Origin of the sequence: Streptomyces lydicus (assembly GCF_004125265.1) — a bacterium.
GTDB lineage: Bacteria > Actinomycetota > Actinomycetes > Streptomycetales > Streptomycetaceae > Streptomyces > Streptomyces lydicus_C.
The window spans coordinates 124,194-143,872 of record NZ_RDTE01000001.1 but is presented as its reverse complement, the minus strand read 5'-3'; the positions used below and the strand labels follow the sequence as shown (position 1 = coordinate 143,872).

23 protein-coding genes are annotated in these 19,679 nt (G+C 72.7%); all 23 read left to right on the top strand.

The genetic code is table 11. The features are described 5' to 3' along the window. The 23 genes from D9V36_RS00700 (at nt 1) to D9V36_RS00590 (ending at nt 19,390) form a co-directional block, all read left to right on the top strand. On the top strand, nt 1–762 hold the full coding sequence (locus tag D9V36_RS00700; RefSeq protein WP_129291946.1) for a hypothetical protein: 762 nt from the start codon (nt 1–3) through the stop codon (nt 760–762). A gap of 127 nt (nt 763–889) precedes the next feature. Then, nucleotides 890–1,288: a hypothetical protein gene (locus D9V36_RS00695; protein ID WP_129291945.1), complete on the top strand. Its 399-nt coding sequence runs from the start codon at nt 890–892 to the stop codon at nt 1,286–1,288. Between the two features lie 522 nt (nt 1,289–1,810). Then, nucleotides 1,811–2,149: a hypothetical protein gene (locus D9V36_RS00690; protein ID WP_129291944.1), complete on the top strand. Its 339-nt coding sequence runs from the start codon at nt 1,811–1,813 to the stop codon at nt 2,147–2,149. A gap of 255 nt (nt 2,150–2,404) precedes the next feature. Continuing rightward, on the top strand, nt 2,405–2,632 hold the full coding sequence (locus D9V36_RS00685) for a hypothetical protein (protein WP_129291943.1): 228 nt from the start codon (nt 2,405–2,407) through the stop codon (nt 2,630–2,632). A gap of 313 nt (nt 2,633–2,945) precedes the next feature. Beyond that, nucleotides 2,946–3,917, top strand: a complete 972-nt coding sequence (locus D9V36_RS00680; RefSeq protein ID WP_129291942.1) for a hypothetical protein — start codon at nt 2,946–2,948, stop codon at nt 3,915–3,917. 435 nt (nt 3,918–4,352) lie between these two features. After that, nucleotides 4,353–4,988, top strand: coding sequence for a hypothetical protein (locus D9V36_RS00675; protein ID WP_129291941.1), 636 nt, complete (start codon nt 4,353–4,355; stop codon nt 4,986–4,988). Nucleotides 4,989–5,350: 362 nt separating this feature from the next. Further along, a complete protein-coding gene (locus D9V36_RS41620) occupies nt 5,351–6,385 on the top strand; it encodes a hypothetical protein (protein WP_241720628.1) in 1,035 nt (344 codons plus the stop codon). A gap of 430 nt (nt 6,386–6,815) precedes the next feature. Further along, complete coding sequence (locus tag D9V36_RS00665; RefSeq protein ID WP_129291940.1) at nt 6,816–7,193, top strand: hypothetical protein; 378 nt, start codon at nt 6,816–6,818, stop codon at nt 7,191–7,193. A 554-nt stretch (nt 7,194–7,747) separates the two neighbouring features. Further along, nucleotides 7,748–8,251: a hypothetical protein gene (locus tag D9V36_RS00660; protein WP_129291939.1), complete on the top strand. Its 504-nt coding sequence runs from the start codon at nt 7,748–7,750 to the stop codon at nt 8,249–8,251. A gap of 115 nt (nt 8,252–8,366) precedes the next feature. Beyond that, nucleotides 8,367–8,834, top strand: coding sequence for a hypothetical protein (locus tag D9V36_RS00655; RefSeq protein WP_129291938.1), 468 nt, complete (start codon nt 8,367–8,369; stop codon nt 8,832–8,834). A gap of 303 nt (nt 8,835–9,137) precedes the next feature. Further along, the gene (locus D9V36_RS00650; protein ID WP_241720627.1) at nt 9,138–9,470 is read left to right on the top strand and encodes a hypothetical protein; all 333 of its coding nucleotides are present in this window, start codon (nt 9,138–9,140) and stop codon (nt 9,468–9,470) included. 196 nt (nt 9,471–9,666) lie between these two features. After that, nucleotides 9,667–9,957, top strand: a complete 291-nt coding sequence (locus D9V36_RS00645; RefSeq protein ID WP_129291937.1) for a hypothetical protein — start codon at nt 9,667–9,669, stop codon at nt 9,955–9,957. 198 nt (nt 9,958–10,155) lie between these two features. Further along, nucleotides 10,156–10,512, top strand: a complete 357-nt coding sequence (locus D9V36_RS00640; protein ID WP_129291936.1) for a hypothetical protein — start codon at nt 10,156–10,158, stop codon at nt 10,510–10,512. Between the two features lie 537 nt (nt 10,513–11,049). After that, nucleotides 11,050–11,490 carry a hypothetical protein gene (locus D9V36_RS40540; RefSeq protein ID WP_164992797.1) on the top strand — a complete coding sequence of 147 codons (441 nt, stop codon included), beginning with the start codon at nt 11,050–11,052 and terminating at the stop codon, nt 11,488–11,490. 301 nt (nt 11,491–11,791) lie between these two features. Further along, the gene (locus tag D9V36_RS00630; RefSeq protein WP_129291935.1) at nt 11,792–12,496 is read left to right on the top strand and encodes a GNAT family N-acetyltransferase; all 705 of its coding nucleotides are present in this window, start codon (nt 11,792–11,794) and stop codon (nt 12,494–12,496) included. Between the two features lie 197 nt (nt 12,497–12,693). Then, nucleotides 12,694–13,278, top strand: coding sequence for a hypothetical protein (locus D9V36_RS00625; protein WP_129291934.1), 585 nt, complete (start codon nt 12,694–12,696; stop codon nt 13,276–13,278). A 609-nt stretch (nt 13,279–13,887) separates the two neighbouring features. Beyond that, complete coding sequence (locus tag D9V36_RS00620; protein ID WP_129291933.1) at nt 13,888–14,181, top strand: hypothetical protein; 294 nt, start codon at nt 13,888–13,890, stop codon at nt 14,179–14,181. Between the two features lie 1,027 nt (nt 14,182–15,208). Further along, nucleotides 15,209–15,652: a hypothetical protein gene (locus D9V36_RS00615; protein WP_129291932.1), complete on the top strand. Its 444-nt coding sequence runs from the start codon at nt 15,209–15,211 to the stop codon at nt 15,650–15,652. Between the two features lie 160 nt (nt 15,653–15,812). Beyond that, nucleotides 15,813–16,019, top strand: a complete 207-nt coding sequence (locus D9V36_RS00610; RefSeq protein WP_206739571.1) for a hypothetical protein — start codon at nt 15,813–15,815, stop codon at nt 16,017–16,019. A gap of 734 nt (nt 16,020–16,753) precedes the next feature. After that, nucleotides 16,754–17,092: a hypothetical protein gene (locus tag D9V36_RS00605; RefSeq protein WP_129291930.1), complete on the top strand. Its 339-nt coding sequence runs from the start codon at nt 16,754–16,756 to the stop codon at nt 17,090–17,092. A 378-nt stretch (nt 17,093–17,470) separates the two neighbouring features. Then, nucleotides 17,471–17,713 (top strand): hypothetical protein, encoded by a 243-nt coding sequence (locus D9V36_RS00600; RefSeq protein ID WP_129291929.1) that lies wholly within the window; start codon nt 17,471–17,473, stop codon nt 17,711–17,713. A 387-nt stretch (nt 17,714–18,100) separates the two neighbouring features. Continuing rightward, a complete protein-coding gene (locus D9V36_RS00595) occupies nt 18,101–18,844 on the top strand; it encodes a hypothetical protein (RefSeq protein ID WP_129291928.1) in 744 nt (247 codons plus the stop codon). Nucleotides 18,845–18,994: 150 nt separating this feature from the next. Further along, entirely contained in the window at nt 18,995–19,390 is a 396-nt protein-coding gene (locus D9V36_RS00590) for a hypothetical protein (RefSeq protein WP_129291927.1), read from the top strand. Nucleotides 19,391–19,679 lie beyond the last annotated feature (289 nt).

The window sequence follows — 19,679 nt, the reverse complement described above, 5'->3', positions numbered from 1 at the left end:
ATGACCGAGACCACCACCAGCACCTACACCGCCGATGCGATCGCTGCCGGCACAAGCACCTACCCCCGCCCGAAGCCGGTCCTGTACACGGGCGCACTGGCCGAAGCGATCCGCGTGCAGCTCCGCACCTGGGTGACCGCCGAGCTGGGATTCACCGTCCCCGCCCCCGAGATGCTCACGGCCGAGCCCGCCGACAGCATCGCCCGCCTCCTCGGCGAGATCACCGAACATGTTCAGCTCTACGGCGCGGACACCGGCGTGAGCGCCGAACCGTGGGGCCTCGCCCACCTGTTCCACGCCCACGCCGACGGCCTGTACGCCGCACACGGCCGCGGCGACGCCTACCTCCTGGGAGCCCTCTACTCGCTCATCGCCGCCCGCGCCCACCTCAGGGACGGCCATGAGGGACGCATCGAGCTGGACCCGTTCGGCGGCCACCGGCCCACCGTCGACGACAGCGCGCTGATCGAGACCGCCCGCGTCCAGCTCACCACGTGGGTGCCCGACACGTTCGGGACCATCGTGCAGCTGCCCGAACGGTGGGAGCTGCACGACGCCGCCGACCTGTCCGACCTCCTGGCGGACGTGATCGGAGCCGGGGAGGCGAAGTACGGCGACATGGACGACGACAACAGCATCCGCGGCATGGCACACCTGGCGAACGCCCGCGCCCACGGCCTGAAGGCCGGATATGGCCACGGTGACGCCCACCTGTTCGCCGCCCTGAACTCGCTGGTCCTGGCCGCCGCCTCCCTCGCCTGATAGCTGTCCGCCCCGCGCCCGCACTGCGCCCGGGGTGCCCGACACCTCGGGGCAGCCCGGCCACCGCCCTACGCATCCGACCACCCTTCGCAGCTCGACCACGAACCAGCCGACAAGGAGGACCACCGTGTCCGCTCCAGCCATCCAGCTGTTCCTCTACGGGAAGTGGCTGTTCAACATCGACCAGGCCCAGGCCCTCCTGAAGGAACACCCCCGCGACGCCAAGCCGACCCCGGTCGCCGACTGGGCCGCCGCCTACCACCTGGACCGGCTCACCCCGGACTACGACGGCGCGCGCTGGTGCCCCGTCTTCGGCCCGGATCAATCCGCCTTCAACGCCGAACGCGCATTGCAGACCGATCTGAACAAGCCGGTCATCATCGCCACCCTGGAGTTCGACGGTCGGCCGGCCGTCCTGCTGATCGACGGCGTCCACCGTATGTACCGGGCGATGACCGAGTGCCGGGCGACCCTGCCCGCGCACACCCTGACCACCGCCGAAACTGCCAGGATTCGCGAGCGCTGAGCCATCGCCCGTGATACGCACTCTCCGACCACGCACCGCGCCGGCTCACCCGGCGCCCCCGCACCCCCGCACCCCCGCACCCCCGCACCCCCGCACCCCCGCACCCCCGCACCCCCGCACCCCCGCACCCCCGCACCCAAGGCTCCGGCCCAGGCCCGTCCGCCGCACTCCACGGGCGGGCCACCGCATCCCCGCCCGCCAGCCCCCACGCCACCCGGCACCCGTGCTGGCTTAGGCCGCCCTCGCACCCCTCCCTCATGGACGCTGCACAGCCGCCGCCAATGAAGCCACCCAGCGCGGCGCGTGGGGCACCGTCGAGACCGAAGGCTTAGAAGCCGCCTACGCCGCTCACCCACGCCCGTGCTCCGCCCACGGCCTTGGTGCGTATCAAGCCCGCCTCGGCACCCACCACGTGAGCCCATCCCCGGATCGGGGTTGCGGGGCTTGGGTCGGCCCCCAGCAATGTCACTCCCGCCGGACCACCCGGCACGTCGACACTTCTCCCAACCAAGGAAGGCCCGCATGTTCCTGACCACCGTCCTGACGGCCATCGCCTGGACAACCGCAGGCGCAGCACCAGTCGCCGCCGCGGCCATCGAGTACCTGAGCAAGAGGCGCCTCACCTCTCGCAAGGTGGCCCTCATCGCCGTTCTCCATGCGACCTCAGCCACCATGTTCCTGGCACTGATGACGCGCGCGTTCGCGGACAACGACAAGCTGATTGCACTGGTCACGGCCATCATCGCCGCCTCCCAGCTGGGCCTGGCCGTCATCGAACTCATCAGGCTCCGGCGCATGCGTGACCAGCGCTCCGCCCAGCGCAAGCAGCCGGCCCGCCGCGAGACCCTCGACCGGCCCTGACCCGGCCAAAGGGCCCGCCCGCCGCCTTTCCGGCCGGGCGGGCCCGTCCCTTTCCCCAACCCTGCCCGTCCCTCAACCCTCCTCGTGCCCGTGAGTATCCGCCGGGCTGCCCGGCCTACCCGCCCCCGGTCACAGTGCGAACCCCGGACTCCCCACACGTGCCTGCCGCAGCCAGCCCGGCCCGCACATCGTGCGCCCCATGTCCGCCGCCCGGCTGGACAAAAACACCACCCAACCACCGGAGGGACCACCCAGATGAGCACCGACTACCCGACTCCGGCCCTGGACGCGGCTGTATGGCACACCATCAACAGCCACCCGGCCAGCCGCACCGCCTACGAGGAGGCGGACATGGACCACGGCGCGTGGGCGCGGGTCACAGTTGATGGATCGGAGGTTGTCTCACCCTCCCGCCGCACGGCTGACGTGTTGCAGCAGTACCAGAGCCGCGTACAGCGCGCCATTGCCGAGATCGTCGCCTAACCCCGATCCCCGGCCCCGCGCGGACATTGCCGGGGCGATCCCTTGAGCGCCCCGGGCACCCCACCCGGCACGCAGCGTATTCAGGCCCGTCCGCGATCCCCGCCCGCTGGGGCAGTGGCGCCGCCCCCGCCACCGGATTGCCCGGCTAACCCCACCACCACCGACAGTCAGCCCCGGCCGGACACGCCCCGCACGCCTCTCCCGTGCGCCAAGGCGACCGGCGGGCCGGGCCGCGCGGCCACACGCAGCACCGCCCCTTGTTACGCACCGCGCAGCCCGGCGCCCATCTCCCCCAAACGAGAGGCCCACCGCCATGGCCCAGACACTCACCGAACGACGTGCCGCCGCCCGCGCCGCAGCCGAGACCGACCGCCAAGTGGCCCGCCTCTACCAAGTCGCCCGCCGCGCCAGCTCCCTCAGCGGCCTCCTGACCCACCCCAACACCTCAGCAGCCGGTGTCGCCCTCGCCACCCTGCGCATCCCCCGCGCCTTGTCAGCCGCCCACCGTCTGCTGGCTCTGCCCGGCGTCGCCGACCATCCGGAGACCGACTACGCCCGCTCCGACCTCACCATCGCCGAAAGCCGGCTCAACGCCCCCAGCGCCCGACTGCTGCTGATCGCCGATGCCGCCCGACAAGCCGCCACCATCGCCGATGCGGCCGACGACGACCTACGCGTCATCGTCTTCCGCGACATCGAACAGCGCTGCCGACACCTGGTCGACACCGCCCGCGTCGAACCGGTCCTCGGCCGCCGGGGCTGGACTCGCCACGACCACACCGCCAACGACCGCATCCAGCACTACGCCGCGCAGTGGGGACTCAATTCCACCCCCACTAAGGCCACCGGAACCGCGCTCCTCACCGCGGTCGCACGGCCCGCCGGGGCGACCTACCCACCCGTCCCCACCCACCTGGCCCGGCAAGCCGCCGACCGCGCCGCCACCCGCGCCCACTGCGCCCCCGGCATCCGCTGCACCGAATGCCACCGGGCTTACGGAGCCCGCAAAGTCACCCTCCCCGGAATGTGGCTGTGCACCGACTGCATCCCCGCCGTCAACGCCCGCCTCACCGCCCGCGGCTACGCCCCCGACACCGTCCAGCCGGTCGACGACCTACCCCCCAACGCCCGCTACCGCGTGTACCTGTTCAACGCCTCAGGCCACGGCGGCCGCACCATCGAATGCGACACTCCGCAGCGCGCACAGTTCCTCGCCGAGACCGAACGCCCCTACAACAACACCGGCTACGACATCAGCATCCACCCCACCCGGCCCCACAGCTGAGCCACCGCCTACACGTCCGCCCGCCGTCTCCCGGCCGGGCGGACCCGGCCGTCGCCCCAAGGCCCCGGCACTGGCCGCGCCCTGCGTCCGCTGACACTCCTCCCGCCACACACCCACGGCCCACGGCCCGGCACACCACCGGCGCGGGGCCGCACTACTGCCCAACACGCCCCGCCTGCCCCGGTCCCGGCTCCTCCGTCGGGGTTGTGCCAGTAGCCGCCCCACCCGCGACAGTCAGACGCGCCGGGCCACCCTGCACCCCGCACAGGTCCCTGGGGCGGCCCGGCACCGCCAAGCCCCCAGCCCGGCCCGGCCAACACCAAGACCGCGGCCCGCACCGCCCGCCCCGGCGACGGCCCGCTCGTCCCGGCCCGCCCCGGGGCCGACACGACGCCCCGCGCCCACGCGAGCCGTACCCGACCCGGAGGAACCACCATGACGCTCTCCCACACCACCACCCCCGGACGCATCCACCTGCACGAGGCAATCGCCTACGATGTCCCCGGCACGAAGTTCATCCGCGTCGCGTACTGCTGGAACGGCACCACGACCATCCACAGCACCGACGTCCTCCACGGCGGGGGCAGCCTGCTGATCGCCGGTGACGCCGAAGCCCAGCTCGCGCCGATCATCGACACCCTGGACACCGCCCTGCGGCGGGGGGCGGCCTTGCTGGAAATCGTCACCGAGCCGGTCGCACCGTCGGCACACCTGACCATCCAGCGCTACTACATCTACGGCGGCCGCCACCGCACCGACGCAGCGTCCAACGCGGAACGGTTCGTCCACGACCCGCACCAGCTTGCCGGCGCCGAACGCTCCCGGCGAGCCAGCCAGGCTGCCGCCCTGCGCCGCGTACAGCACGAGGTCGACGAGCGGGAGGCGGAAAGGGAACGCTCCGAAGCCCGCTGCGCACGCGAGATGAAGACCCGCGCGTTTTGGCTCCGCCGCCACCGTGATCACCTCGGCATGGCGCGCGGCGCCCGCCGCGTGGGCGAGCACAAGTGGCACGCCTACGCCCTCAACGCCGCCGCGTTCGACCGCACCCAGGCCGCCGCCATCCCCGCATAGATCCCGGCCCGGCCCGCCGCCCCTGACCACGCCCGGCCCCCGGATTCCCGCCTGCACGGCAGGAGTTCGGGGGCTGCGTCATGCCGCCCGGGCGGGCCGCGGCCTCAGCGTCACCACTGCGCCCACGGCACGGCCCAAGCCGCCCGCCGGCCTTGCACGGCTTGCCCCCGCCCCAGGCAGTATCGGCGGGGCCGGAAGGACGCTCCCGCGCCACTCTCACCGTGCGGTCGAGCCCCGGCCGCCGGGCCGCGCCCCGGGGCGGCCCGGCACCCCTTCCTCACGGCACGCCTCGATCACCGGCCCCGCGCGCCGCGTCCCACCACCGCCCACCACCACCCGCAACTCCCAGAAGAGGCCGCATCGTGCCCGAGCGCATCGCCACCATGCCCGGCAGCACCGACCAGTTCGTACTCACCGAACGCCCCGCACCCACTCCTGCCCACCGCTACCGACCCCTGCCCGACGGCATGGGCCACACCCACTTCACCGTCGTCCCCGCCCACCAGGTCCGCACCGGCGACGTCGTCGCCGCCTTGTTCACCGAAGGCCCCGGTATCCGCCACACCGAGCACATCCCCGAGGCGTTCACCGCACACCCCCGCCCCTTCGGCACCTGCCCCGCACACTGCGAGGAGTGCTCGGCCACGCACCTCCTCGGCGGCACCACGGACCGGTACACGTGCCTGAACACCGCCGACGACTACACCAACTGCACCGTCGTCTTCCGCAACGCCCCGGTCGCGATCATTCCCGCCGACACTGCAGCGGAATTCCCGCTCCTTCACTCCGTTCCACCGCTCCCGGACCTGTTCACCCTCGACGACGAAGAGACCGGCCCCTACGAGGCGCTTCCCGTCCCCCGCGCCTGGAGCCCGTTCGCGCCGATCAGCGTCACCCGGGCCACGGCCCAGAAGATCGCCGCCGATGTCCCCGGCACCCACGCCGGCCGCCACCTCACCTTCCGCTGGCTGCACGACACGCTGCTCATCGCCTCTGATCCCCGCCTGCGCACCGACCCCGGCCGCCCGGGCCGCCTCATCCAGCCCGACGCTGACGGCCGCTACCAGATCGGCGGCCTGTGGCGGTGGGAGGAATGGTCCGTGCCCTTCTGCCCGGACTGCGGGGCCGAGACCGCGTCGGTCGACGCCGAGGGGGAGAGGGTCTGGCGCTGCACGGCGCCCGACTGCACCCGGCGCACCTGCGGAACTGGCAACCCCGACGACGACGATGAGCTTCCGCCGTACACCGAGACCGACGAGGACGGCGCCACGATCGTCTACCACGGGACCGGCGAAATCGACATCGAGGCGACCGCCGAACTGGCCGCCCAGGACGGCCCCGACGAGGACGAGCAGATGCCGAGTGAGGACGACTCCCGGCGTAGGAGACCACACTGAGCGCGCCGCGACCGCGAACTCAGTTACCCGCCACCAGCCCCGTGCCACGGACACCACCGTTCCGGGGGCGAGGCCGTCCGCGACCGACCTGCCCACGATCTCCCCGCCACGAAGTAGAGTCCCCGCGCACCCACCGGACAGTGCCGGGATCGGCTCACACCGGGCCCGTCGTCCGCTGCCTGACCGTCCGTCGGCCTCCGGCCGGCGCCGCCGCGCGGGACCCGGGGGCGACCCGACGCCCGCCCGGGCCTGGTCAAGGTCAGGCCCGGCCCAGGCCGCCTGTTGCGGAGGTATCTCCAGGCCCGCCAGTTGGCGGCGCACCGGCACGCACCGCCGCCAACGTCGACCGCTTCCCCGTCAGCTGCCCTGGGACCGGGCTACACGCACCGCCCAACCGCGTCGTCATGAATCACGACCCCGAGGAGTACCCATGCCGACATACCGCGTACAGGCCACTACGCAGATGTTTCCGAAGCCCGAAGACTGGACCACCATCCTGGAGACCAAGGATCGGGCCCACGCAGGCGTGGCCACTGGCGAGTTCGGCGACCGCCCATACCCCCACGCGACCCGGTGGCAGCGCCTGTTCGAAGGCGACCACATCATCCTGATCCGCGGGACCAAAAAGCCCCACGTCAAGTACCAGGGGCGAGACGCCCACGGCGTCGAGCGCTGGTGGATCGGCCACGTCGACAAGGAGGGATTCGGCGGCTACTACGGCGCGTACGGACCGATCCAGAAGGTGTACGCGGAACTGATGCGCTCGCATCACTGGTACATCGACCGGCACGGCCTTGCCCGGACATGACGAAGGCCACCGCCTCGAACCGGGCCGTGGCCTGAACACGCCGGCACCCCCCAGCCTCGACCGCCCCGCACCACCTCAGCAACCCCGCCCCGATCCGTGTCACCGGCCGCGCCGCGATTCGGGGGTTGTGCTGGTAGCCGGACTGCCCTGCCGCCTGCCCGACGGCCCACCGTGACCGTTGCAACCGGCGCGGTCACGCCGCCGGCGCCGCTCTCGACGCCATCCACCGGTTCGAACAGACCACAGGCACCACACCCGCCGCCGGATCAGATCGCCTCTACACCCGCGCCGAAGCCGAACAGGCCGCGAACGCGGCCTACGAATGCCTCCGCCAATACCTCCCGCTCGACCACCGCCACGACCGCCAATCGGCTCGGCCCCCGCACCGACACCGCTCCCCGCGCCCAAGAAGGCAACCGCTGACTGCCCCGCCACGCCCACACCCGTCCTCCGCCGCGTTCCGCCGCGCTGTGCCTTGCTCGGCTAGCTGGGCGGCAGAACACCGTTCTCCTCGTCAACCAGCTGCCCACCGAGCGAAGCCGAGGGAGCCGAACATGACCAAGCCGCCTGAGAACTCGTGGACGGAACTGACCCAGGAGCGGCGTGAGGCCATCGACGCCCGTGACCTGACCCACTGGACCCTGCGGCAGCTGCGAGCCGAAATCAGCCGCCGGGAACCCTACGCCCAACAGGAGCCCGTCGCGTACTGGCTGCAACGACTCGCCACACGAGCGGCCGAGATCCGTACTGAAATCGAGCTGCGTAACCTGCCTCGGCACCCCGGACTGCGCGTCGTGCCGAACCGAACCCGTTCGCGATGGACGTACGTGATCACACTGCGCGAGAACGGAGAGAGCCTGATCGGCCTGGACTACCCAGAGCCCAATATGGCCCACGAGGCCGCGGACCGGCTGGTGGCCGTCTGCGACTGGACAGTCCCGCTCGCTGAACACACACCGGAGCACCGGGCCGCCGCCGCAGCCGAGCACGCCCGGTTGGAGAACCGATTGGGATTCTCATCGTGGCCGGAGCCTCCCACCAGTCCTGAGGGCATCTGAGGCCCACCCCGCCCGCTGACCGCACACCTCACCCCCGCCGCCTGGCCGGCCCCGTGTACGCGGGGCTGGCCACGGCCCGCGCCTGTTGCACGCCTTGACCCGGAAGGCACCGCCCATGACCGCCGTTCAGCCCGTTCAGCACCACCCGGACCGTCTGCTCCCCAGCAGCGCGGACGAACTCATCCGCAGACAGACGGGGCTCGACCTGCCCGCGCTCCTCGACAGCACGCATCCTCTGGCCCGGCCGCTGCGCCTGATCCGCATGCAACTGGTGCTCGTCGAGCGAACCCTGAGGGAGATCAGCGACACGACGGCCCGGAGCATCGCGGTACGCCGCGAACTCCTCGACGCGGGGCACCTGAGCATCAGCCCCCTCTGGGCACCCCCGGAAAGCGCCCTCGCCCAGTGCCTCGGAGAACGCGTCGGGATCATCAACTCTCTGAACACCCTCCTCGACTGCTGGCAGGAGGACTTGGTCGGAGCGACGAAGACGGCGCACGAGCTGAGCCCCCAGGAGACCGGCGAACGCGAAAACTGTCCCCGGACCGACACGGCTCCCCGCGCCCAAGAAGACAACCGCTGACGGCCCCCCGCCACGCCCGCCGCTCCGCTGTGCTCCGGCCCGCCCCGATCCCTTGGGGCGGGCCGTCGCCTTACCGCGCCACCCCGGCTCGGACCGCGGACCCGCGGACCCGCCGTCGCGGGCCCCGCCCCCACCCGTCCCCGGCTTCGCCGCGAACGCGGCCGGGTGAAAGCGGAAATGCGTGCCACGGCGCCCCGGCCGCGGCTTGCCGCTGTTTGCGGGGCTTGCCGGCCGGGGCGTGAACCTGTGCTCACCAGGCCGGGCCCCCCGCCCGGCTCCCCGAGAAGCAGGAGGCCCACCCCGATGACCGTGGCCCGTTGGTGTGTCAGCACCTACAGCGGCAAGATCATGACCACCTTGTGGCCCGATCGCTCGTACGCCCCGGTCAACGTCTACGAGAACGGCTGGCTGGTCCGGGTCAAGTACCGCGCCCTCACCGGACACTGCCGGACCTGCATCGGCGCCGGATGCGGGAAGCCCGAGGTCAAACCGTCCTACGACGGCCCGTACTCGCGCGTTCCGTACGAAGTGATCGCACGCGGCCGGATGCTCATGTCCGGCTGGCAGGCGGACCCCGCCGAACCGGTCGGTGCCCCGGTCGCGTACGCCCCCGCACCGCAGCGCTCCCGCGTCTGAGGCTCCGCGCCGCCCCGACCCGCCCCGGGGCGGGGCGGCGTCATGCCCGCCGCGCCGCTGCTGCTCCGCTGCTGCGCGCCGTCCGTGCCGGTTGCCGTGCTTGCCCGGTCTCGCTCCACGGTGCGCCCGGCACCGGGTGACCGCCCGGTGCACGGCCAGCCCGGCCGAATCCCACTGATACACGAGGAGTTCCCCCTTGATCGACGTCCTGCTCAAGCTCATCACCGCCCTCCAGGTGGCGTCCGCCGTGGCGGCCCTGGTCACGGCCTTCAAGCCCAGCGTCTCCGAGCGGACCCGGAAGGCGGCGTTCGGCGTCCTGACCGCCGTGTCGCTGCTCGCCACCGTCGCCCACCTGATGAGCGGCCACGCGTTCTACGGAACGCTGCTCGCCGCCCTCACCGTCCTGCTCCTGGTCACCTGGGGCCAGGCGCCCCGGGTCCTGGTCCGCTGGGTCCGGGCACGCAAGCGTGAGAAGTCCACGAAGTAGCGGGGTGAGCACCCGCTATACCCCCCTGGCCCCGGCCCGCCCTCGTGGCGGCCGGGGCCGGCCCCATGCCCGCCGTCCGCTGCGGGACCGCCCCCGGAGCCCGCGTTCTCTTGCCCGTCTTGCCGGCCGCCGCCGCACGGTACGGCCACCAACGACGACCGACGGCCCGGCGCCGTCCGACGGGCAGGAGCTGAACCCATGACACCCACCACCGCGAAGGCCGCGACCGCGGCCGCGAGCGTGATGAGCGCCGACGAGGCCCTGGCGCTCGCCGACCCCTTCACCCCCTTCGGCTTCGCCCCCGACCGGTACGCGGAGATCTGCTTCTACCGCTGCCGCGACTGCGGAGCCCGCGGACCGGTCGGCCGGGCCCTGCTCGGCGGGGACTTCAACGACCTTCCCCCGGCCGAACAGGCCGCGCACACCTGGCCCACCGACCACTTCGACACCGCGGAGCACGAGTACTCCGACCGCATCACGCTCTCCCGCGCCCCCGCCCGCGACACCACCATCCGCCGCATCAGCAAGACACCCCGGTCCGCCGCCCGCGCCTGACCCACAGCGCGGCCCCGCGCACCCGCGGCCCGGCCGCGGCCGAACAGCCCGCCCCGCACCAGGGGCGGGCTGTTCCGGCGCGGCCGGTACCCGCCTCGCGCCGCCGCCTTGCCCCACTTGGCCTCCCGTGCTCCACGGTGAGGCCAAGTGGGGCCGGAACGCCCGGCCACCGGGGCCCGCCAACCACTCAGCTGCCTTCTGAGCCTGCGTGACGGCGGGTTCGCGTGCACCGAGTCGGCATCCGGCCCGTGGTTGCGCCAGCTGGCCTGGCAAATCACCCGCACCCGCACCGTGAGCGTCCACCTGCAACTGCCCACCGGCATCGTCACCCTCCACTCCCGCCTGGTCGGTGACGTGTTCTTCCGGCCCCAGCCGGGCCGCGCCAAGCGCAGCACCCCCAGCCGTGCACCGCGCGCCCGGACCGCGGCTCGTCCTGGCACCAACGCAGTCGCCGGGCCCCACCGCCGCACTGCAGCGGCGCCTCGACTCCACCCGGCCCTTACAGCCACGCCGCTGGCACTCCCGAAGGGAACCGCCATGACCATCGACAACAGCTCACCGACGAAGGGCACTAACTTGCCTGGCCAGAATGCCCAGACGATGTTCTCCCACTCAGCGTCCGCCTGGCGCGTCGAAGGGCGCTGCCGTCGGGCGGAGAACCTTCTAGAGCAGTGGCGTCGCATGCAGCTTGCGGCCGAACACGAGTGGCTGGAGCTCCTCGCCGACCGGATCCGCCGCCACCCGGCCTACCTGCACCCCGCCTACGCCTCTCTCCCCGCTCAGGCGCTGCTGTGGGGCATGGACACAAAGCGCGGACCGATCTGGGACAGCGCGGACGTCCGGCTGATGACGAAGGATGGCGTCGAATTGTGCACTTTCGATCTCGACGACAGCCCCAAGGTGACTATGGCCCTTGCCGCCCTGTCGGAACTTCAGCCGCCCCTGTATGAGGAGGACGAGCTCCACATGCTGCTCTGACACAGCACAGCAGCCTCCACCTGTCGTGCACGCGCACCCGGCCCACCATTCGACCCGGCCCGCCCTCCGCGGCGCCGGGGTCGCTCCACACCCACTACTGACGCCCGGCAGAACATCCAGACCAGTACCGGCACCCGCGCGGCTGCCTGACACCGACCCGGCACGGTACCAACGGTGCCGGGGCCGCGCCGTGTTGCGGTGCTTGCCCTGGAGCCGGTCAGGGTCACCGCACCCGCCGCGTCCCGTCGAACAGGCCGTGTCCTGCGGGCCACTCCACACGTCCCCGGAAGGGATTCTTGCCATGTCCCCTGCTTCCGTCGTACCCGCCCGGTCTGCTGCCCAGCGAATAGACGTGGGGCCGCTCCAGCGGCCGGACCACACCGACTATCTTGCTCTGCTCGCCCTCAGCATCTCCGGTGACCAGCTGCCTGACGGAATGGGCGAGATCCTGGCCATGCCCCCGTACCGGGCGCCGTTCACCCAAGGGCCGGCCCTGTGCCTGACCGCCCGGCTGCGCCGCAGTTCGAACCCGAAGCCGGTGGGCGCCGTATTCGCGTCCTTCCCAGACTGGGCCCGCGAGCATGCCCTGGTCCAGGGCGACCCCAACCTGTCCGCTCTGCTTTGCCAGACCGCCATCCTTGTCTACGGTCTGGCCGTGACGCCGGGCCGCCGCGGGCAGGGCATCGCCCGCGCGTTGCTCACCGAGGTGGAAGGCCGGGCCCGCAGCGTCGGCTACCGAATGGCCACCCTCCTGCACAAGCCCGAGCTCGCCGACTTCTACCGGCGTCTGGGCTACACGAGCGGTCACCATGTCACGATCGCTATGTCCCACGCCGCTATGGGACTGGCCCAGCCGATGCCGTTCATGACCGCTGTCAAGCCGTTGCACCCCGACGTGCAGGTGCGTGAGATGCCTGGTGCGCCGGGTCCGGTGGTGGGCGGTCTCCTGCCTGGCTGGGACCTGCCGTCCCACGCCCGCTTCGAGGACGGCCGTCTCATCGCCTGACCGCGCCTAGGCAACTGGCCCCGTTTCCCCGTCCAGGGAGACGGGGCAGGTCGCGTCCGGGACAACACGACCGCTGACTGCACGCCAGCTCGGCCAGGCCCGCGTAGGCGCCATCCCGGCCAAAGTGCGGCCGGATGCTCGTGCCCCGGCTGCGCCCCGCCCGCTCGCGCCATGAGCCACCGGCCCCGTGAGTTGCCATGCCCGCGCCCGCCCACCCGACGGCCGCCGCCCCGCACGCCGCCCCGGCAGCACCCGCCCACCCGGCCCCCTACGACGGCCCCCGCATCGCGGCCGCCGACTTCTTCACCCTCGCCCGCACCGGCCGGGCGCAGACCACGCTGCCGCCCTTCCGCGACGGCGACAGCCTCAGCTGCCCGCTGGGCAACGAGTGGCTGCGCCACGACGGCCGGTGGATCGTCCCCGGCCAGCCGGGCGGCCTGAGCCTGGACGACCGGAAAGTCACCGGCTGGTGGCGCACCCGGCACCGGCCGGGCAGCCGGTTCGCCCTGGTCCACCGGCTCACTCCTACCGAGACGAGCCTGATCACCGGCGACTGCTACACCAGCCACAGCCGCCTTCTGAGCCTGCGTGACGGCGCGTTCACGTACACCCAGCCGGTATCCGGCCCGTGGTTGCGCCAGCTGGCCCGGCAGATCACCCGCACCCGCACCGTGAGCATCCACCTGGAACTGCCCACCGGCATCGTCACCCTCCACTCGCGCCTGGTCGGTGACGTGTTCTTCCACCCCGCCGCAGCCGCCACCCCGGCCCTCTGCGCCTGACCACCGCACCCCGGGCCGCTGCCCAGGCCGCGCTCCGGTCCCTGCTCCGGCGCAGCGGATACCGGCCCGGGGGAGCGGTGACCACCACCGACTCCTGGCCTACCGCACGCCCGCCCCACCCTCTCCAGGGCCCGTTGCCCGCACGATCTCCGAGGACATCGTCAAGACCGCCACGCTCCGCGCCCATCGCGCCCGCTCGCCCCGCTACGCCGACCACCGCCGGCATCTCGCTGGCCCGCTCGACGAGCCGCCCCGTCGGCGCAGCCCGCTCCCGCCTCGCCGCCCGCGCGCGTCCGGCCCGGTTCGTCGTCCGCAGCCCCCGGCCCGCCACCACTGTGTGAACGGTCATTGCCCAGCTGTGCCAGGTTCCGCCCGCGTCCCGGCCCCGGCGCCGGCCGGGTTGCGCCGGTAGCCAGACCACCCGCGAGGGTCAGTCCAGCCGGAACGCCCGCACGAACCCCCCTGTCGTGCGTCGAGCGACCGGCCGCCGGGTCGTGCCCCGCAGGCACGCCCTTGCCCCGCGGTATGCGCGGCCCGGCACACCAGCCCACCACGGCCCCTTGCCGAACCCCGCGCCCTCGCCAACCTCCAGAAGGTGACCCCACGCTGATGCGCCCCTTCCCCGCTCACATAGCAGCCGACCTCCGCCGCAGCCGACGCCGTGCTCCCGCACCGGCCCGCCCCCACATCGGCCGACGCGTCGTCACCGAGTGGTCCGAATCCTGCGCATGCGGCGGCAACCACCTCGGCCATGAGGAAGAGCCCTGCCGCCCGGACTGCACCGGCTACTACCCCGTGGCCGGATGGACTTACGTGCCGGGAGCCAACGGAGCAGGCCCTCAGGCCGCCGGCCAGCCCGGCGACAGCTACGGCCCCACACTCGCAGGCCCCTCCTACAACTGACCCCCGGCCCCGCGCCAGGCACACCGCCACGCGGGGCCGTCCGCACGCCGACGCCACCCACCGCGGCCGGGGGCCCTGCCCCCTGCTGTTCCGCGCGAACTCGGCCCGCCCCGCATCCGCGGGGCGGCCGTCCGCATGCCAGTCCCTCCAGCCCGCCGCGGGCGAGGAGTTGCGGGGCTAACCCGTCCGCAGGTCAGAGTCGGCGCAGCCGGGAACGTCCGCCACGAACCCCCTCTCGTGCGCTGGCTGTGAGCGACCGGCTTCGGCCGGGCCGCGCGCGGGACGCCGCCCCTCCCGCCCCGCGTGGCCCGGCCCCGCCCGTCGACCACCAGACCAGGAGAACGACCGTGACCACGCCCCCGCCCGCACCGAGGACGAGCCCGGCCCCGAGACGGCGCCTGCCGACTTCTTCGTGCCCGCCGCCCTGAGCGAGGACGCATTCGGCGAGTGGACCCGTATCCCCGGGGACCTCGTCGCCTAGACCGACGAGGCGGCCCGGACGGCTCCCGCCACGTCCTGACCAGCGCGAACCCCACCGTGAAGCAGCCCTGACGCCCTGCGCGCAGGCTGTTCCGCCTCACCCCCGGCCCGTCCCGCGTACTCGTGGGGCGGGCCGTCCGCATGCCCGGTCTCTCTTCCACCTTCTCGACCCCGCCGGCCGGCTGGTCGTCCACCCGCCCCGGCTGCGGCTTGCCGCTGTTTGCGGGGCTAACCCGCCCACAGCCCTGTATCGGCGCGGCCGGAACGCCCGCCACGAACCCTCTCGTGCGCCGTGAGTGTCCGGCCGCCGGGCCACGCCGCGCAGGCACCCCCCTTGCCGTGCGGCGTGGCCCGGCTCATCTGCCTCGCGCCGTCCATCTTGTCCGGCTTCGGTCGACAGCCAACCCCGGTCCGCTCGGTCGTGTTGTGCGGCTTGCCCTGCCTGGGGCAGTGTCGGTCTGGCCGGAAGGCGCTCCCGTTACGACCCTCACCCTGCGGTCCAGCCCTGGCCGTCGGGCAGAATCTACGACACAACAGGAGGAGACACATGGCCACCGACCAGCGCAGCGCATTCGCTGCCGAGATCGCCCGCCTCGTCAATAAGCACAAGATCCTCGGCGAGGCCGAGGCCACCACGAAGAGCGGGCACACCGTCCATATCACCGGCATCTCGGCTCGACACGTCGGGGCTATCGTCATCACCGAACCGCACGGTCGCGAAGTCCGCCGCGCCGACGGCTGGAAGATCGGCGAGACCACCGAAGTCGCCGGGTTCCTGTGGGACGAGCTGGAGAAGGCCAGGGCCAGAGCGGCCGATCGCAAGCGGCTCGAGGGCCTGAAGTCCGTGAGCATCACCTCAGTGGACGCCATCGGTTCGGCGGCCGACAAGGAGACCAGCAGGTACCACCTCACCCCCGAGCAGCTCGTCCAGCTGCGCGCGCAGGCCGAGCAGATGGCCGCCGCGAACGCGACCGCCACCGCGGCCGAGTGAGGGCAAACACAGCCACGCCCACCACCAGCAGGCCAGCGATGCCCGGACCGAGGCACACCTTGACCAGCTCCGTGCCCGCCTCGCCGAGGACCGACTGCCACATGCTCTGGAGCTCCCTATGACCACATCAAGCAACCGACCCAGGGTAGGTGAAGGAAGCGTGCTCAAGGCACCCCAGTACCCGGACGCCGAAGCGCAGCTCAGCGGCGTGGGCGGCAACGTCTACAGCGTTATTAGCTGCGTCCAGCGGGCGCTGCGCAAGGCCGGGCACCGCGAGGCCGCTACGGAGTTCAGCACGGCAGCGCGCAACGCGCAGTCGTACGACGAGGTGCTCCAGCTCGCCATGCACACCGTCGTCGTGACCTAACCCCACATGCACTGGCCACTGTCCCGGTGCCCACGGCAGAGGCCCCGAACTCCCGGCATCCGCCCGAGGTTCGGGGCCTCGCCGTGTCCGGCCAAGGCCCAGCGCGCCCGCCAGCAGCGAGGCCGCCCCTGCCCTCGTCGCCGTCAGACATCTGGACCGCCGGTAAGCCGACGGGCTACCCCACCCGGCTTCCACCGCCTTGCCGGTTGCCGCTGTGTCTGCGGTGAAGCCCGCCCCGCCCCCATTCCCGTCCACCCGGCCTCTACCCCATGCTGAACCGCAGCCCGGGGCGACCTCTTCGCCGCCCCGGCAGGAGGCAGCCGGGTACGAGTGCCTTTCCTCGGCCACGAGGAAACCGCGATGCGCCTGGCCGACCCCGTGGACATCGAGCGCGAGTGCTGGCATCTTGGCCCGCCCGCCGGTTTCTGCATGCGGCCCGTTCCGTCCCGGGGTGGGTCTCGCGCGCATTTACTCCCGCCGCCCCGCCCGGCCCCGCCCCGCCCCGGCCCGCCCAACGCGCGGCACGCCTCGTCCCGTTCCGTCTGGCTTCCGGTCCCGCCTGTACCCCGCAGGTGGGGCCGCCTGCCGCCCGCCGCGCCCCCGCGGGCCCGCGGGCCCGCGGGCCCGCGGGGGCGCGGGTGCCCGGGGCGGCATGGTTGCTGGCCTTACCCCACCCCTGCGCATGGTCTGGCCGTACCCCTCCACACGACGGCACGACGGAAGGTATCCACGACATGCCCACCCTCACAGCGGGACAGTTCCTGCACAACGCCCTCAGCCGCGCGGGTATCCGCGCTCACGCGGACGGGGACGGCGCAAGCAACCACATCGCGGTTCCTGTCGGCACCCACGGCATCATCATGGTCACCGGCGTGAGCGGCCGGGCCAAGGAGAACGAGATCGACTACCGACCGCGTGAGCACCAGGGCTGGGGAGCCTTCTTCTACCCCACCGACGAAGACGACGGCACGTGGACCGAGGTCTACCAGTCCACCAACTCCGACCTCCCCAGGGACACCGCCCTCGTAGCCGCAGCTATCCAAGACGCCATCGCCGGGCGCCGCGCCAGCTGACACACGCACACATCGCCGACATGCCCCGCCCCGCCCCGGGGCGGGTCATCGCGTTGCCGCACCTCGCCCCGTCGCCAAGCATGGCCGTTTGTCCGGCGGCCACCGCGGTGCCGCCAAGGACACCGCGCCCGGCACCCGCCCGTACGGAGACCCCAGGCTCTCCCATGGCCCGCGCCGTCGGCCGCCCACTACCGCAAGCCGCGCACCGCCGTCGGCCGCCCACTACCGCAAGCCGCGCACCGCCGTCGGCCGCCCACTACCGCAAGCCGCGCACCGCCGTCGGCCGCCCACTACCGCAAGCCGCGCACCGCCGTCGGCCGCGCGCCCCTCCGCCCCGGCTTCCGTCCCTTCACCCCCCCTGTGTTGAAAGGTGATCCCGTGCCCCACCCCGAACAGCCCGTCCCCGTCCTGTCGCCCGCGGAATACCAGGCCATGACCCTGCACGAGGTCGCCGACGAACTCGTCGTCGGCGCAGTCGCCTACAGCCGCAGCGAATGGGAGCCCGACCCCGAGGACGGCGTGCGTCACCGCACACACACCACCCCCACCACCGCCACCGCCGCCGCCACGGTCGCAGTCACGATGCCGGACCCCTGGGACAGCAGCGAACTCCCGGCCTGAGCCGCCCCACACGTCACCACGCCAACAACACGCCGGACGCCCCCGGGGGCTGAAACCGCCGCCCGCCCACGACGCACCACCCCGCAGCCGCCCCGGGCCCGGGGCTGTGCCGCCAGGCCCGTACCGCCGGGACGATCCTCCCGCCGGTACGGGCCTGCCACCGGCGACCCGGGCACCCGACACCCGGCCCCGCGCCCCGGACTCCGCTCCCGGGCGCGGGGCGATCCGCATGCCGCCCCGGGCCGCCGCGCCCCGAACCCCGGCCCGCCCCGGCCCACCTGGCATCCACCGAACCACCAGCCGCCGCGCCGGGTTGTCTTGCGCGGCTTGCCCTCTCCCGCCTCACCCTCCACGGCACCTGACCAGAACTGCACCAGGAGACCCGCTGTGGGATACGAGCTGTACTACGAGGGCCGCATCACCTTCGACCGGCCTGTGAGGCTGGACGGTCCCGACGCAGAGGAGTACCTCTGCGATCTCGCCGTGTTCTTCAACCCGCTGCTGTTCGAGCGAACTGAGGGCACGTGCACCAAGCGCTACGTCACCGGCTTCCAGGTGGATGAGGAGAACAGCGACTGGGCCAAATCGTGGCCCTGGTCGAAGGACTTCGTCGCCATCGAAGACTTCGCGCGACACCACCAGATCACTCTCACCGCCCACCTGCGATGGCAGGGCGACGGATGCCCCCCCGACCCCGCCGACGACCGTGGCCATATCGTGTTCGACCTCCACGGCACGCACCATCAAGTCCCCGACAGCAAGAACGACGACCGGGCCGTTGAAGCCCACCGGCAACGCTCGTGCACCTGCTACGGCAACGCCGCCCCGCATCCCACGCCTGCCCCGTCACCCGCAGCCGGCCCCGGGCCCGTGCATCGGACGGTCGGTCCGCTCACGCCCATGCCCCGCTACACCTTCTCGTCGCTCCCCACCTCCCTCCGCTTCAGCCTCACCGCCGCGACCGCCGAGGAGGCCCAGGCGCAGGCCGCACGGCTCGAACACGAGACGCACGACCTGGCCTCCCTCAGCAAGCTCGGCGTACGGATCGAAGACATCTCCTTCGCAGACCACAGCGATACGGAGATGGCCGAGCCGGACGAGCACGACAGCGCCGACTCCTCCAACGCATAGGGCCGCCGTTCGGCGGTTGCGCCGTTTGCCGCGCCCTGGGCCATGTTCGGTCCAGCGGCCCGGAGGAGCGGTGACCACCCCCATCCGCCTCTTCGGGCCGCCCAGCCCGGCCCCACCCGGCACGGCCAACACGCTCTCTCGGAGGATTTCATGAAGGTGACACCCAGCGGCTACGTCCTCGAATTCCCGCACATCCTGGACGAACTGCAGGAGACCGCGGGCCAGTGCAAGAACCCGGCACACGCCGCCTTCGTGACCACCGCGATCACCGCGTTCGAAGAAGAAGGCCCCGACGCCGCTCCCCTCCTGAACGGCTGCCCCCAGGCCGCCGCCCGCCGGATCTTCGACGAAGTCACCGAGGCATACATCACCGGCGCCCAGGCCACCCGCATCCAGGCCCGCAACAGCACCCTGGTCCGCGACCTCCAACTCCCCTACACCAGCCACCGCCGCGCCCAGGCCCGCCGGGCCGAGCACGAGCGCCGCGGCCGCAACGCCACCGGCCTGGACCGGCTGCGCCACCTGCTGACCATCCCGGCCGCCTGACCAGCACCACGCCCACCGGCCCCGAACCCGGCATCCCGCCCGGGTTCGGGGCCGCCGCACGCCCGCCGTCCGCACCCCGTGCGCTTGCGCGCCTTGGCCCCACCTGGGGGAGTGTCGGTGCTGCCGGAAGGCGCTCCCGCACCACCCCCAGGTGCGGTCGAGCCCCCGGCCGCCGGGCCGCCCCCCCCGGGGCGGCCCGGCACCCCTTCCCCATGGCACGCCCTGGTCACCTGCCCGCGCGCCCTGCCCCCCCGGTGTCTCGCGGAAGAGGCCGCCCCACCGTAGGCGC

Excerpts from the sequence above, each read along its gene's own strand:
- D9V36_RS00700 (WP_129291946.1), top strand. The coding sequence starts at position 1 with ATGACCGAGACCACCACCAGCACCTACACCGCCGATGCGATCGCTGCC.
- D9V36_RS00690 (WP_129291944.1), top strand. The coding sequence starts at position 1,811 with ATGTTCCTGACCACCGTCCTGACGGCCATCGCCTGGACAACCGCAGGC.
- D9V36_RS00685 (WP_129291943.1), top strand. The coding sequence starts at position 2,405 with ATGAGCACCGACTACCCGACTCCGGCCCTGGACGCGGCTGTATGGCAC.
- D9V36_RS00680 (WP_129291942.1), top strand. The coding sequence starts at position 2,946 with ATGGCCCAGACACTCACCGAACGACGTGCCGCCGCCCGCGCCGCAGCC.
- D9V36_RS00675 (WP_129291941.1), top strand. The coding sequence starts at position 4,353 with ATGACGCTCTCCCACACCACCACCCCCGGACGCATCCACCTGCACGAG.
- D9V36_RS00665 (WP_129291940.1), top strand. The coding sequence starts at position 6,816 with ATGCCGACATACCGCGTACAGGCCACTACGCAGATGTTTCCGAAGCCC.
- D9V36_RS00660 (WP_129291939.1), top strand. The coding sequence starts at position 7,748 with ATGACCAAGCCGCCTGAGAACTCGTGGACGGAACTGACCCAGGAGCGG.
- D9V36_RS00655 (WP_129291938.1), top strand. The coding sequence starts at position 8,367 with ATGACCGCCGTTCAGCCCGTTCAGCACCACCCGGACCGTCTGCTCCCC.
- D9V36_RS00650 (WP_241720627.1), top strand. The coding sequence starts at position 9,138 with ATGACCGTGGCCCGTTGGTGTGTCAGCACCTACAGCGGCAAGATCATG.
- D9V36_RS00640 (WP_129291936.1), top strand. The coding sequence starts at position 10,156 with ATGACACCCACCACCGCGAAGGCCGCGACCGCGGCCGCGAGCGTGATG.
- D9V36_RS40540 (WP_164992797.1), top strand. The coding sequence starts at position 11,050 with ATGACCATCGACAACAGCTCACCGACGAAGGGCACTAACTTGCCTGGC.
- D9V36_RS00630 (WP_129291935.1), top strand. The coding sequence starts at position 11,792 with ATGTCCCCTGCTTCCGTCGTACCCGCCCGGTCTGCTGCCCAGCGAATA.
- D9V36_RS00625 (WP_129291934.1), top strand. The coding sequence starts at position 12,694 with ATGCCCGCGCCCGCCCACCCGACGGCCGCCGCCCCGCACGCCGCCCCG.
- D9V36_RS00620 (WP_129291933.1), top strand. The coding sequence starts at position 13,888 with ATGCGCCCCTTCCCCGCTCACATAGCAGCCGACCTCCGCCGCAGCCGA.
- D9V36_RS00615 (WP_129291932.1), top strand. The coding sequence starts at position 15,209 with ATGGCCACCGACCAGCGCAGCGCATTCGCTGCCGAGATCGCCCGCCTC.
- D9V36_RS00605 (WP_129291930.1), top strand. The coding sequence starts at position 16,754 with ATGCCCACCCTCACAGCGGGACAGTTCCTGCACAACGCCCTCAGCCGC.
- D9V36_RS00590 (WP_129291927.1), top strand. The coding sequence starts at position 18,995 with ATGAAGGTGACACCCAGCGGCTACGTCCTCGAATTCCCGCACATCCTG.